Origin of the sequence: Lacrimispora sp. (assembly GCF_032078915.1) — a bacterium.
Taxonomy (GTDB): domain Bacteria; phylum Bacillota; class Clostridia; order Lachnospirales; family Lachnospiraceae; genus Lacrimispora.
Window position 1 is genome coordinate 1 of the sequence record NZ_DAMAUN010000123.1, and the last position, 13,400, is coordinate 13,400.

Here is a 13,400-nt window from a genome sequence, read left to right on the forward strand (position 1 = left end):
TCCGTTGTGGGGATATGAAAGAGAATGCTCGCTAATTGTATATAAAGTGAATTAATAACAACTGTTATTGCTGCAGGAATTGTGTGCTCTAAAATATTAGTAAGCAGCTTACCTTCCGGCCGGGAGTAATTTGCCTGCAGCGCCAAAAAGAATGACGGTATCCCAATCGTAAGTTCATTAATCGGCATCATTTGCAGCGGTGCAATCGGATAGGGATATGGAATAAAAATATAAATCAGGGTAAGCAGCACAGAGTAGACGGTCTTCAATAGAAAAATCGCTGCCACTTTTTCTATGTTGTTGATGACCCTTCGTCCTTCCTTTAAAACGTCAATCATGACACTGAAATCGTCAGTTATTAATACGAAATCAGAGGCAGAGCGGGCAGCATCACTGCCGCCGACCATTGCAACGCTGCAATCGGCTTCCCGCATTGCCAGAATATCGTTTACACCGTCTCCGGTCATACATGCGGTATGACCATTTTTTTTAAGGCTGCGGATTAGCTCCCGCTTTTGCTGCGGTGTTACATGGCCGAATATGGTATATTCTTCTACCATAGCTGCGTAGTCAGCTTCATTTTCCACCAGGCTCATATCAATGCTTTTGTCTGATCCTGAGATTCCGGCCTTCTCTGCAACTGCTTGGACCGTACGGGGGTTATCTCCGGAAATCACTTTTAAAATTACGCCTTCCTGTGAGAAATACCGGAAGGTCTCATTTGCATTCTCCCGCAGATGGTCAGAAAGAATCAAAAGAGCAAAGCAGCTTAGTTCCTCTGGAAGCTTCTCTTCAGAGATAGATAGAGGAGAATGTGCAAGGCACAGTACTCTGAACCCCAAGGCGGCCTCTGCATTGGCCTGTTCTAAAAAATCTTTATTACTGCCCTTAAATACAATATTTGGCGCACCAATGATATAGCTGCCCTTTTCTTTAAACGTAACACCACTCCACTTGCGCTCTGAGGAGAAAGGTAAAATGATATCAGAAATCCAATTTTCAGTTTTCCCAAATGCTTTGGTCAATGCTGCGGCTGTTGCATTTTTGTCTTCCAAAGTCCCCATTAGCTCAGAAACGGCTAATGCTGCCTCTTTTTCAGAAACATCGGAATATAATTCCAGCCTTTCAAACTGCAGTGATCCATCCGTTATGGTTCCTGTTTTATCTAAACACAGCACATCCGTACGGGCTAAAGTTTCTATACTGTATAATTCCTGGACCAGCGCCTTTCTTTTTGCCAGTTTAAGCGCACCTACAGTCATAGTGACACCAGTTAATAAGATCAGTCCTGCCGGTATCATGCCCAATACAGATGCTGACGAGCCCAGAACGGCAGTCTCCAGCGAATCTCCAAGCAAAAAGTATTTCATGTAGAATAAAGTGGTACCAAGCGGCAGTATCACAATAGTCAACATCAAGATAATGCGGTTTAATGTACGCAGAAGTGGAGGGATCTGTTTTTTGCTTTTTTTGGCCTCCACGGTCAGAGAGTGAGCATAACTGTTTTCCCCTATGGCAGTTATTTGGGCATAACCATGTCCGCTTGTCACATAACTGCCGGATAGAAGATTATCTCCCTTTGATTTTTGAATTCGATCCGTCTCTCCTGTCAGAAGGGATTCATCTACTTCAAGCCGCTCCGAAGAAACAACCACGGCATCTGCACATACCTGGTTACCGATAGCCAGTATCACAATATCATCAAGCACAATCTCATCCTGTGCCACCGTATATTCAGCCCCATCCCGGATTACGGTTACATGTGCCTTGGCTAATACTGATAGTTTATCTAATCCGCGTTTTGCCCTCAATTCCTGGAAAATACCCATACACGTATTGCTTATGGCGATTCCAAGAAAAAGTATATTTTCCGGATGCCCGACAATTACCAGAATTACCGCCAGGAAAACATTGATGAAGTTGAACAGTGTAAAAATGTTCTTTGATATAATACTGGAGAGTGTCGGGGTCAGACCCGTTTTTTGTATATTCACAGCCCCTGCATCTATACGGTTGCGGACTTGTTCTGCAGTTAGTCCTGTACTGATATCAGGGTTGCATCGCTTTAAAGATTTGTAAGTTTTATTTATCAATAACCCTTTGTTTTTTCTATCTTTCATAAGATGATCACCATTACAATTCCTATATAATTCCATGGTTAACTGGTACATAAGCCTTCCAAATAGGTTTCCCGCTTTTTCTGCGGGTTAAACAAATGTTCCTTTACAGTTGCATAATATTACAGTCAATGTCAGAACAATAAAAAAGCCGGCTGAATTTTATCATTCAGCCGGCATAGACTGCTCTGCAGCTAATATCACTGGCACCATTCTGATCTTAATATAGCGTATTGGAAAGTATCCAGCCATACAGGTTCCCCTTTGCTGTTGGTTTCAAAATAAATATTTTGCAAAAGATGTCCTTCACGTCTCATATGTAAGCGTTCAAGCAGCTTCCAGGAATGGTCATTCTTAGGGTTACACATGGCTATAATACGCCTTGCCCCTAACCGTGTAAAGGCATGGTCAAGGAGAGCCCTGGCGCTCTCTGTGGCATAGCCCTGACCCTGGTACTTTCTGTTAAATACATATCCCAATTCCCATGTATTAAAGTCCTCTTTGCCCAGATACAGATTCCCTATTAATTTTTCGGTTCCTTTCAGGCAGACCGCATAGAAAGATTCATCATTTGATCTTCTGATTACTTCTTTTTTTGCCTGGGCTTCTGAATAAATATCATATGGTTCGAAGGCTACGGTTTCCTTGTCAGACAAGTACTCATACATATCCTGCCAATCGCTTGGCTGAAACTTTCTAATAATCAGTCTGTCTGTAACGATATTTTCCACTTTGAACCCCTTTTCTTTCTTTAAAACCTGTTATTGTATATATTAAATAATTATAGCATATCCGCAAATATATATGAAGATTTTCAACATGAAATGAAGGCATAGAAAAAAACTAAAAATTTTCGATTTTTTCAGACGTTAGACACCACCCACGGCTAACGCCCACGAGAGTTGTCCGTACCTTTCCCGTTGTACGGGTAGCCGGGCGCCACATTTATTGGGGGATACATACCGGTATAAACAACGGAAAAACTGTTGCTCAATTATACTTAACATCATGCTTGTTCTGTGGTATTCTTGATGTGTGAGGTTTATAAAATATAATACATGGAGGCGTTTTAATGAAAAGGAGAAGATGTGTTTCGATTGGCTTATTTATTGCTGTATTATTAAGTGGTGCTAAGCCTGTTTACACCATGGCTTTTGAAAATGCAAGTGTAATACAAGAGTCGCAGAACCAGTTGTCAGTTAAGGTTTCAAAAGTGCATGAAAAGTATGGCAATGTATATATTGGTATTAAAAACCCCGATTTTCTAAAATTATTCCAATATGGCGACATCGTGGATGTGACAATTGGAGGACAGTTACTAGAGGTTCCGGTATGTTCTTCCTATAGTGATGTGGACAGTAAGAAGGTGGTAATCGTTGCATCTTCAGCTGAGGATAAAGCGAATGAGGATATCATATTGGCAATAAATCTCGGCAGCTTTGCGGATACATACGGGACGGCAGTTAATGATGATGTAACCATCACCCTTTCGAAAAAGGGAGGATACTTAGATGAATACGAAATACGCCAGCTGAAACGTACCAACAACAGAGATGACTATAGCAGTGATGAGGTGTTCGCCAATTTCCGTGAAGTAACTTATGGCAGTATAGCTCCAGGCAGGCTATACAGGTCATCCAACCCGATAAATCCGGAAATCGGAAGAAACCAATACGCTATGCGGCTTACGGAGGCTGCGGGAGTTAAGGTCATATTTAATCTTTCAGAAACAGCCGAGGAGGTCGCGGCCCATCTGGGAACCGATACCGAGGGCAGTCTTGTATATTACAAGGGACTGAATGATATCGGTAATGTGTACGCACTGGGTATGGGGCTTGATTCGCAATCGGAAGATTTCAAAGAGAAACTTGCAGTTGTTTTGCGGGAAATGGGCGAAAAGAAAGGTCCTTACCTTATCCATTGTGTAGAGGGAAAAGACAGGACCGGTTTCGTTGCCGCATTGCTTGAAGCCCTAATGGGTGCGGAATATTGGGAGATTAAAGTTGACTATATGGACAGTTTCGTTAATTTCTTCCATGTGCCTGTCGCACCTGGTCAATATGACCGGATCGGGAATAATAACATCCTGGAGAGCATGAGGCAGATGGCTGGTATTCCCAAGGGAAGCAGTCTTAAAGGGGTAGATTTGTCCAAAGCAGCAGAGAGTTATATCAAATCAATAGGCCTAACAGACAATGAAATAGAAAAACTCAGAGTCAATCTTTCTAACTGAGGCAGACCAACAAACAGGCTTTCATGAGTGCATAAAAGGCAGATGAATAAAGGGTATCGTACATGTCTCATTGAGACACCCTTTAAGCATCTGCCTTTTTTGTTAATTTATAGTCAAGGGGTAATATGATGTCTCGTGCCTTTTAATGCTTGAGACCATTTAATTGGATTTTACTTCTTTCCAGGCTTCATTGTAACGGGAATCCACTTCATCCCCCAGATACTTATACACTTCGCTGCTCTTTAAAGAGTCCACGTCCGGGAAAACGGCTTTGTTGTTCTGCAATTCCGGATCAAGTAAATCAAAGGCACCTTTATTTGGAGTAGGATAGGTGATGTATTCAAAATTCTTTTTGGCAATTTCAGGACGGCAGAGGAAGTTGATCCATTTCTCTGCGTTTTCCTTGTTAGGCGCATTGGCAGGAATGACCCAGGAATCCAGCCAAAGGTTGGTTCCATCCTCAGGGATCACATATTCTAAGGAATAGTCAAGGCCAAGGTCCTTTACTTCATTCTGGATGTAAAGCATTTCTCCGGAATAGATGACGCCTACTGCAGCCTCGCCGCCGATCATTTTATCCCGGACCTGGTCGATGACATAAGCCTGAACCAGAGGCTTTTGCTTGATCAGCAGTTCCTTTGCTTCCTTGATTTCTTCCTCATCGGTGGTGTTAGAAGAGTAGCCAAGGGATTTTAATGCCACCATAAAGGCATCCCGGACGCTGTCCTGCATGAGGATGCTGTCTTTAAACTTTACATCCCAAAGGTCAGACCATTTGGTTGGAACGTCTTTTGGGTCTACCATGCTGGTGTTATAAAGAATTCCTACGGTTCCCCAGCAGTACGGAACGGAGTATTTATTTTCCGGGTCAAAGCTCTTTGACATCTCCTGGTATCTGGGGTCAATCTCCTTTACATTTGGAACATTGTCAAAGTTGATTTCAGCCAGAAGATTGTTTTCGATCATTTTCTGGATCATATAATCGGAAGGGCACACCGCGTCATATTTTACGCCTCCGGCTTCGATGACAGGATACATCTCTTCATTGGTTTCAAACATGTCATAAACGACCTTAATACCGGTTTCTTTTTCAAATTCCTGGATAACGGATTCGTCAATATACTCCCCCCAGTTGTATACGTAAACCTCTCCGGCGCTTCCTGATTTGGGGGCGGATTTTCCGCAGCCGCTTAAAACGGAGAGGGTAAGAGCACACAGGGTGCCGACTGCCATGATCTTAGATAAAGTTTTTTTCATGTGAATATTCTCCTATTATTTTTTACGCTTTGGTGCAAAGTTGGTGATGAGCAGCAGCACCAGCACCGTGATAAAGATGATACTTGACAGCGCGTACATGGAGGGCTTGATCCCCCGGCGTACTTCGCTGTAAATCAGGGTAGAAAGAGTATTGATGCCGGCACCCCTTGTAAAGTGTGTGATGATAAAATCATCTAAGGACATCGTGAATGCAAGGAGAAAACCGGAAAGCACACCCGGAAGAATATCCGGGAATACCACCTTGAAAAATGCGGAGACCGATGTGGCTCCCAGATCCATGGCGGCTTCATAAGTGCTTTTATCTGTTTGCTTTAACTTGGGGCTAACGCTTAAAATAACATACGGGATGTTAAAGGTAATATGTGATATTAAAATGGTCTTAAAGCCCAGGGAGATCCCAAAGGCGATAAATGCCAGCATAAGGGAGATTCCTGTAACAATATCCGCATTCAGCATGGGGATGTTGGTAACGCCCATGAGAAGGGAGCGGGGGACCCGCTTCATGCCGTTCATGGCAATCGCCGCAGCGGTGCCGATAATGACCGCGATCAGAGAAGACAGGAATGCGATCAGCAGCGTATTGTAAAGAGCCGTCATAATGGTACTGCTTGAGAACAGCTCTGTATACCATCTGGTGGTAAAGCCGCCCCACTGGGTACGGGATTTGGAGCTGTTAAAGGACAGCACTCCCATGGTGGCAATAGGGGCATATAAAAATACCAGAATGATCACCAGGTAAAAATCCTGGATAAATCGTTTGATAAAAGTTTTTCTGTTCATCAGAATGCCGTCCCCTCCCCGTTCTTATCATATTTGGCAATAAGCGCCATGCTGATCAGAATGAAAATCATTAAAACCAGGGAAAGGCCGGAGCCTAAATTCCAGTTGCTTCCCTTGGTAAACTCCTGCTCGATCACATTGCCGATCAGAAGGATCTTGCTTCCTCCCAAAAGGTTTGAGATAACAAATGTGGTAAGAGCCGGTACGAATACCATGGTGATCCCGCTTACAATGCCGGGGATGCTTAAGGGAAAAAGGATCCGGAACAAAACCTGGACCGTGTTGGCCCCTAAGTCTCTGGCAGCGTTTATCACATTGTCATCAATTTTCATCAGTACGTTGTAAATAGGAAGAACCATAAACGGCAGAAAATTGTAAACCATGCCGAGGATAATGGCTCCCGATGTATTGATCAGATTCTGGTTAGGCAGATGGAGTGCCGTCAGAACGCCGTTTATAACGCCGTTCTTTTCCAGCAACGTCTGCCATGCCAGAGTCCGGAGAAGAAAATTCATCCACATGGGAAGGATGAAGATAAAAACGATAAAGCTTCCCTGACCCATTCCTCTGGAACGCAGAACCATGGCCAGAGGATAAGCAAGGATCAGGCAGAGGACTGTGCTGATAAAGGAAAGTCCCAGAGAAAGCCAAAGGGCTTTTGCATGTTCTGCTGATGTTACGGAGAGGACATTTGCCAGGGTAAAGGCCCCGGACCGGTCCGTGAGCCCGTAATATACAATCAGCGCCAGCGGAATCAGGATGAAGCCGATCATCCACATGATGTATGGGCCGGATAATAATTTTTTACTCATTGATTCCCACGGCCTCCTCATCCTCAGAAGCCGGCTTGTTCATGATCTGAATGTCGAATGGGTTTACGTGGATGCCCACCTCCTGTCCGACCGGGAACATATCCGTACTGTGTACCAGCCATTCAAAGCCGTCAGGAGTGGTCACTTCCATCTCATAGTGTACGCCTTTGAAAATCAAATGGGTGACAATGCCGGTGAGGGTCCCTTCCTCAGGAGCTACCAGGTCGATATCCTCCGGACGGATGACCACGTCAACCGGCTTATGGGTTCCAAAGCCCTTATCCACGCAGACGAATTTGGCATGAAAGATCTCCACCAGCTCATCCCGGACCATAATTCCGGGTACGATGTTGCTTTCTCCGATGAAGTCAGCCACAAAGGCATTTTCCGGTTCATTGTAGATGCTTTCCGGGGAACCCATTTGCTGGATATAACCCTGGTTCATGACAACGATGGTATCAGACATGGTCAGGGCTTCCTCCTGGTCATGGGTAACGTAGATAAAGGTGATGCCCAGCTCATTTTTCAGACGGATCAGCTCATACTGCATATCCTGGCGGAGCTTTAAGTCCAAAGCTCCCAAAGGTTCGTCAAGAAGAAGGACCCTTGGCTCGTTTACGATTGCCCTTGCGATGGCGATCCGCTGCTGCTGGCCGCCGCTTAAGGAGCTTACCGTGCGGTTTTCAAAGCCGTCTAAGTTGACCAGCTTTAAGGCATATTTAATCTTATCCTGTATATAGGCTTTTGGTTTATTTTTGATTTTCAGGCCAAAGGCGATGTTTTCTGAAATGGACATGTGGGTAAACAAAGCGTATTTCTGGAACACAGTATTCAGTTGACGCTTGTTGGGAGGCAGGCTGGTGATGTCCTGCCCGTCAAAAATCACCTGTCCTTTGTCAGGGCTTTCAAAGCCGCCGATGATCCGAAGGGTTGTAGTTTTGCCGCATCCGCTGGGTCCTAGCAGGGTAACAAATGCGTTCTCCTTTACCGAGAGGTTTAAATCATCCAGTACCATGGTACCGTCAAAGCTTTTTGTAATATTCCGTAAATCAATTAATGGCTGACCCATGTCCCTTTATCCTCCTGTTAAAAGCTTGGCGGGGAGCTTACCCAGATGAGAGTAGCGCCGGCCTTGCTGCTTAAGTAATGTTTTTTGTCTGATACAAAGTAAAAGGATTCCCCTTTTCTGGCTTTATATGTTTTGTTTCCTATATGAATGGAAATATTACCCTGCAGCACGTAGCCGAATTCCTCTCCCTCATGGGGATTGTCAGGATAGGTTTCTCCGCCGGCCTCCAGGGTGAGAAGGATCGGCTCCATCATGTTTTTCTGTGCATTGGGAATGATCCATTTGATTTCATTCTTAAGCTCTGCATCGTGTTTCTCAAAGTAATCGGATTTTCCGAAAACGATCTGTTCTTCCGGGCTCTCATTGAAAAACTCGCCGACAGAGGTTCCAAGGCATTGTAAAATATCCAAAAGGGTAGCAATGGAGGGGGACGTCAAATCCCTTTCCAGCTGGGATATGAACCCCTTTGACAGCTCTGCGCGGTCAGCCAGTTCTTCCTGTGTAAGCCCCTTTAAGACCCGAAGCTCTTTTAGTTTTGTACCGATATCCATATGCTCCTCCTTTATGATTATGTTAAGCTGAAAGTTTACCTATACTAACTGATGATAAATATAACTAAAAAGTTTAGTAATGATAAACAGGCAGCAAAATACATTATACTGTTTTTTCATTTTATGTCAATAGTTTTTAAGGAACTTTTTCCTTAACAAACAATGAAATTTATGATATGATGGTTTTAGTTTGTACAACGAAGTTCGATTCGCCAAACGGCGCGCCGAACGGCTGATTTTCTGGATTCAGGCGGCGCTTAAATCTGCCTTTATTCAGAGGATCATGCCAAGGAAGAACTCAGGAGGATATGTGTGATGAAAGGCAAGTATATGGCTTATGTAGGTTCTTATTCCTACAACGGACAGGCAAAGGGGATTACTGTATACGATGTTGATGTGGAAGAGGGCCGTTTTATTCCAAGATGCGAGGTGGAAGTTGATAATTCTTCCTATGTGATTGCTTCTAATGATGGGAAGACGCTGTACTCCATCGCAGACGAAGGAGTCGTATCCTTCCGCATTCATGAGAATGGGGCGATAACAAGGCTTAATTCAGCAAATATTAAGGGAATGAGGGGCTGCCATCTGTCTACCGATGCAGATGACAAATATATCTTTGTATCTGGATACCATGATGGAAAATCCACGGTGCTTCGGCTGAATAAGGATGGCTCCATAGGTGAGATCGTGACCGGAGTGTACCATAAGGGCCTTGGCAGTGTGGCAGAAAGAAATTTCCGTCCTCATGTGAGCTGTTCCAGAAGAACTCCTGACGGAAAATTTATCATGGTGGCTGATCTGGGAATAGATCAGGTTAAGATTTATCGTTTTAATGAGAATGATGAAGAAATGGTACTGGTGGATGTCCTGCACTGCGATCTGGAATCCGCTCCCAAATGCTTCCGTTTCAGTTCTGACGGAAGATTTTTCTATCTTATTTCAGAGTTAAAGAATGTGATCGATGTGTTCACCTATGAAACAGGAGAGCGGCAGCCAAAGATTGAGAAGATCCAGACGGTTTACACTGCCGGACCAAAACAGAGCCAGCTTACTTCGGCATGCTCTATGTGCATGTCCAATGATGAAAAGCATTTATTCTGCGGCAACGCAGGGGACAATTCTGTTACGGTTTACGAGCGGGACAAGGAAACAGGGCTTTTAGAAGCCTTATGCTGTCTTCCCATAAGCGGCAGCTTTCCTAAGGATATCTGCGTTTTTCCGGATGATAAGCATATCGCTTCCATCAACCATGAGAGCGGCAGTATCACATTTTTCACGGTTGATTATAAGAAAGGGCTTCTTGTCATGAACGGCAAGGAACTTAAGGTCAATGAACCGAACAGCTGCGCGATCGTAAAAGTAGACAATTAAAATACCTTGAAGGCGTACCTTTACACCCATAAAGCGGGTGGAACCTGCACGGAAAGCACGGGCGGGAAAGAGGCATGGCAATTGAGAGGAAACACCTTACAGGCATACCTCTATGCCCGGAAAACATGGGCAGGGAAGAGGAAAGGAGAGACATACATGGCAGGATCAACACTGGGGACAATATGGAAGGTAACAACCTGGGGGGAATCTCATGGAAAGGCCATCGGCGTTGTGTTAGACGGCTGCCCGGCGGGTCTTAAACTGGAGGAGGCGGATATCCAGGCATACTTAGACCGGAGAAAACCGGGGCAGAGCAAATTCACCACAAAGCGCCAGGAGGCCGATCAGGTGGAGATCCTGTCCGGAGTTTTTGAGGGAAGGACAACGGGAACTCCCATTTCCATGGTGATCTGGAATACAGACCAGCGCTCCAGGGATTACGGAAACTTAATGGAGGTTTACCGTCCGGGCCATGCGGATTTTTCCTTTGATGAAAAATACGGAATCAGGGATTACCGGGGCGGCGGCCGTTCCTCCGGAAGGGAGACCATTGGAAGGGTGGCTGCCGGCGCTGTTGCCGCCTGCTTCTTAAAGAGTCTTGGAATTACCGTGACCGCTTACACCAGATCCGTTGGGCCTTATGAAGTAAAGGCAGGGCAGTTCAGTATAAAGGATCGGGATAATAATCAACTTTTCATGCCTGATAAGGAAACAGCGGCTCTTGCCTGCGAATACTTAGAAGAGATGATGGGAAAGCTGGATTCTGTGGGAGGCGTGGTGGAATGCGTCATTGACGGTGTTCCGGCCGGAATCGGCGATCCGGTATTTGAAAAGTATGATGCGGCTCTTGCAAAGGCGGTCATGTCCATCGGAGCAGTCAAGGGCTTTGAGATCGGAGACGGCTTTGGGGCCGCCCGCGCCCTGGGATCCCAGAATAACGATGGCTTTTGTAAGGGACTTAATAAGGGAGTGGAGAAAATTACCAACCATGCAGGGGGAATTCTTGGAGGCATCAGTGATGGTTCCCAGGTGGTCCTCCGCGCTGCATTTAAGCCTACTCCGTCTGTGGCACAGGCCCAGAAAACCGTGACGCGGCTGGGTGAGGAAACAGAGATCCAGATCAAGGGGCGCCATGACCCTATCGTAGTTCCTCGTGCGGTGGTAGTAGTGGAAGCCATGGCAGCACTTACTACGGCAGACTTATTGCTTGCCAACATGGCATCCAGAATGGACAGGATCCTTACCTTTTATGGCCGGCAGACGGCAGGAGAAGGAGAAGGAAGCTTAGAAACTTGATAAAATCCGGCATTTATGATATGTTAAATGCCGGATATATTTTACACGGGCAATGAGCCGGACGGGCATGTCTGCATGTTCAGCCGGCAAAGACAGAATGACAGGAGAATGATGATGAAGATTGCAATGGGAAATGACCATACGGCCATAGAAATGAAGAATTTCATTAAGGAATTTGTGGAGAGCAAGGGATATGAAGTGATCGACTTTGGAACCAATTCCACAGAAAGCTGCGATTATCCGGAATATGGAGAAAAGGTTGGACGCGCGGTTGCAGACGGAGAGGCTGATCTGGGAATCGCCATCTGCGGAACAGGGGTGGGAATCTCCCTTGCCTGCAACAAGGTCAGGGGAATCCGGGCCTGTGTCTGCAGCGAACCTTATACTGCAAAGCTTTCCAGAATGCACAATGATTCCAATGTGCTCTGCTTTGGAGCCCGTGTCATCGGCCAGGAGATGGCAAAGATGATCACAGAAGAATGGCTGGATGCCAAGTATGAGGGCGGAAGGCACCAGCGCCGTGTGGATATGGTAATGGATATCGAAAAAAGAAACGGATAAATTTGTATTGCGAAGGGGGAAACATATGAAAAAGATTGGATTTATCGGAATTGGAATTATGGGAAAGTCCATGGTACGCAATCTGATGAAGGCCGGATATGAGGTGGCGGTATATTCAAGAACCAGAAGTAAGGCAGAAGATGTCCTTTCTGAAGGAGCCATATGGTGCGAAGATGTAAAGGCCTGCTCAAAAGGCAGGGATGCGGTCATCACCATCGTTGGGTATCCGCAGGATGTGGAAGAGGTCTATTTCGGGGAAAATGGGATTATCGCAAACGCAGACAAGGGAACCTGTTTGATTGACATGACCACCACCAGTCCCAAGCTTGCGGTGCGGATTTATGAAGAAGCAGAACAGGCGGGGCTAAAGGCCATGGATGCCCCTGTGACAGGGGGAGATACTGGAGCAAGGGAAGGAACCCTTACCATACTGGCAGGAGGAGATAGAGAAACTTATGACTGCTGCCTCCCTGTTTTTGAGGCAATGGGAAAGGCCATCCGGTATGAGGGAAAGGCCGGAAACGGACAGCACACCAAGATGTGCAACCAGATCGCCATAGCAGGAGCCCTTTCCGGCGTCTGTGAGGCAATGGTCTATGCAAAGGCCAATGGTCTTGACGTAGATACCATGGTGGATTCCATCGCTACCGGTGCGGCCGGAAGCGCTCAGTTAAATGCAATGGCTCCCAGGATCCTTTCCGGAGACTTTGCCCCAGGATTCTTTATCAAGCATTTTATCAAAGACATGAAGCTTGCGGCCGAAGAGGCGGAGGGCGCCGGAATCCGGCTCGGAGTGCTTGACCATGTACTTTCCATGTATGAATCCATGGCTGCCTCCGGTCATGAAGATGAAGGAACACAGGCTTTGGTCAAATATTACCAGTGGTAAAAAACATATAAAAATGCAGGCGGAGAAGCAGCTCCAGCCTGCGTTTTTTTATTTAATATTTTTTATGGAAGGGAAATACCGGAACAGGACCTTTGCGATGATCTTGTCCTTTTCCACGAATTTATGTTTCCACCTTCTTGCATCTGCGGAGAAATTCCGGTTATCTCCAAGCATGAAGTAACAGTCTTCCGGCACTTCATAATGGGCGTCAGGCTCCGGTTCCATTGGCTCCGGAAGATAAGGCTCTTCAAGAGGCGTCTCGGAATTATTGATATAAACTTTTCCGTCCCGGATATCAATGATGTCGCCTGGAAGGCCGATGACACGTTTTACGTAATAGGTTTTTCCGGTAGGGTCATCAGGGAAATGGAAGATAGCGATATCTCCCCGCTTCGGATCGCCAAAATAATAGGATAGCCTGGAGCCAATGACCCGGTCTCCTG

13 protein-coding genes are annotated in these 13,400 nt (G+C 45.7%); 5 read left to right on the top strand and 8 right to left on the bottom strand.

The genetic code is table 11. The features are described 5' to 3' along the window. Both RT269_RS27515 and RT269_RS27520 read right to left on the bottom strand, forming a co-directional pair. Positions 1 to 2,120 (bottom strand): HAD-IC family P-type ATPase (locus RT269_RS27515; RefSeq protein ID WP_313187498.1); only part of this gene is annotated, 2,120 nt, incomplete at its 3' end. Between the two features lie 197 nt (positions 2,121 to 2,317). Next, positions 2,318 to 2,848, bottom strand: a complete 531-nt coding sequence (locus RT269_RS27520) for a GNAT family N-acetyltransferase (RefSeq protein WP_313187499.1) — start codon at positions 2,846 to 2,848, stop codon at positions 2,318 to 2,320. 341 nt (positions 2,849 to 3,189) lie between these two features. On the opposite strand from RT269_RS27520, the gene RT269_RS27525 reads away from it, so the two are divergent. Then, on the top strand, positions 3,190 to 4,350 hold the full coding sequence (locus RT269_RS27525) for a tyrosine-protein phosphatase (RefSeq protein ID WP_313187501.1): 1,161 nt from the start codon (positions 3,190 to 3,192) through the stop codon (positions 4,348 to 4,350). Positions 4,351 to 4,509: 159 nt separating this feature from the next. Here RT269_RS27525 and RT269_RS27530 read toward each other — a convergent pair whose 3' ends face one another. Genes RT269_RS27530 through RT269_RS27550 form a run of 5 tightly spaced genes read right to left on the bottom strand, consistent with a single transcriptional unit; the run spans position 4,510 to position 8,840 of the window. Next, the gene (locus RT269_RS27530; protein WP_313187503.1) at positions 4,510 to 5,607 is read right to left on the bottom strand and encodes an ABC transporter substrate-binding protein; all 1,098 of its coding nucleotides are present in this window, start codon (positions 5,605 to 5,607) and stop codon (positions 4,510 to 4,512) included. Positions 5,608 to 5,622: 15 nt separating this feature from the next. Further along, the gene (locus tag RT269_RS27535) at positions 5,623 to 6,408 is read right to left on the bottom strand and encodes an ABC transporter permease (protein WP_313187505.1); all 786 of its coding nucleotides are present in this window, start codon (positions 6,406 to 6,408) and stop codon (positions 5,623 to 5,625) included. After that, on the bottom strand, positions 6,408 to 7,220 hold the full coding sequence (locus tag RT269_RS27540) for an ABC transporter permease (RefSeq protein WP_313187507.1): 813 nt from the start codon (positions 7,218 to 7,220) through the stop codon (positions 6,408 to 6,410). The genes RT269_RS27535 and RT269_RS27540 overlap by 1 nt, the downstream gene beginning before the upstream one ends. Continuing rightward, positions 7,213 to 8,289, bottom strand: a complete 1,077-nt coding sequence (locus tag RT269_RS27545) for an ABC transporter ATP-binding protein (RefSeq protein WP_313187508.1) — start codon at positions 8,287 to 8,289, stop codon at positions 7,213 to 7,215. The genes RT269_RS27540 and RT269_RS27545 overlap by 8 nt, the downstream gene beginning before the upstream one ends. A 17-nt stretch (positions 8,290 to 8,306) precedes the next feature. After that, positions 8,307 to 8,840: a helix-turn-helix domain-containing protein gene (locus RT269_RS27550; protein WP_313187509.1), complete on the bottom strand. Its 534-nt coding sequence runs from the start codon at positions 8,838 to 8,840 to the stop codon at positions 8,307 to 8,309. A 315-nt stretch (positions 8,841 to 9,155) separates the two neighbouring features. Here RT269_RS27550 and RT269_RS27555 point away from each other — a divergent pair, with 315 nt between their 5' ends. From RT269_RS27555 to RT269_RS27570, 4 genes are all read left to right on the top strand, one after another. Continuing rightward, positions 9,156 to 10,211 (top strand): lactonase family protein, encoded by a 1,056-nt coding sequence (locus tag RT269_RS27555; RefSeq protein WP_313187511.1) that lies wholly within the window; start codon positions 9,156 to 9,158, stop codon positions 10,209 to 10,211. A gap of 156 nt (positions 10,212 to 10,367) precedes the next feature. After that, positions 10,368 to 11,507: a chorismate synthase gene (gene aroC, locus RT269_RS27560; protein ID WP_313187513.1), complete on the top strand. Its 1,140-nt coding sequence runs from the start codon at positions 10,368 to 10,370 to the stop codon at positions 11,505 to 11,507. Positions 11,508 to 11,621: 114 nt separating this feature from the next. After that, positions 11,622 to 12,068: a ribose 5-phosphate isomerase B gene (gene rpiB, locus RT269_RS27565; protein WP_313187518.1), complete on the top strand. Its 447-nt coding sequence runs from the start codon at positions 11,622 to 11,624 to the stop codon at positions 12,066 to 12,068. A gap of 25 nt (positions 12,069 to 12,093) precedes the next feature. Then, positions 12,094 to 12,957, top strand: a complete 864-nt coding sequence (locus RT269_RS27570; RefSeq protein WP_313187515.1) for an NAD(P)-dependent oxidoreductase — start codon at positions 12,094 to 12,096, stop codon at positions 12,955 to 12,957. A gap of 48 nt (positions 12,958 to 13,005) precedes the next feature. Here the strand turns inward: RT269_RS27570 and lepB are convergent. Beyond that, positions 13,006 to 13,400, bottom strand: a 395-nt coding sequence (gene lepB, locus RT269_RS27575) for a signal peptidase I (protein WP_313187517.1), incomplete at its 5' end; no start/stop codon positions are given.

Coding starts and splice junctions, on each gene's coding strand:
- RT269_RS27525 (WP_313187501.1), top strand. CDS start 3,190: ATGAAAAGGAGAAGATGTGTTTCGATTGGCTTATTTATTGCTGTATTA.
- RT269_RS27570 (WP_313187515.1), top strand. CDS start 12,094: ATGAAAAAGATTGGATTTATCGGAATTGGAATTATGGGAAAGTCCATG.
- rpiB (WP_313187518.1), top strand. CDS start 11,622: ATGAAGATTGCAATGGGAAATGACCATACGGCCATAGAAATGAAGAAT.
- RT269_RS27540 (WP_313187507.1), bottom strand. CDS start 7,220: ATGAGTAAAAAATTATTATCCGGCCCATACATCATGTGGATGATCGGC.
- RT269_RS27545 (WP_313187508.1), bottom strand. CDS start 8,289: ATGGGTCAGCCATTAATTGATTTACGGAATATTACAAAAAGCTTTGAC.
- RT269_RS27550 (WP_313187509.1), bottom strand. CDS start 8,840: ATGGATATCGGTACAAAACTAAAAGAGCTTCGGGTCTTAAAGGGGCTT.
- RT269_RS27555 (WP_313187511.1), top strand. CDS start 9,156: ATGAAAGGCAAGTATATGGCTTATGTAGGTTCTTATTCCTACAACGGA.
- RT269_RS27535 (WP_313187505.1), bottom strand. CDS start 6,408: ATGAACAGAAAAACTTTTATCAAACGATTTATCCAGGATTTTTACCTG.
- aroC (WP_313187513.1), top strand. CDS start 10,368: ATGGCAGGATCAACACTGGGGACAATATGGAAGGTAACAACCTGGGGG.
- RT269_RS27530 (WP_313187503.1), bottom strand. CDS start 5,607: ATGAAAAAAACTTTATCTAAGATCATGGCAGTCGGCACCCTGTGTGCT.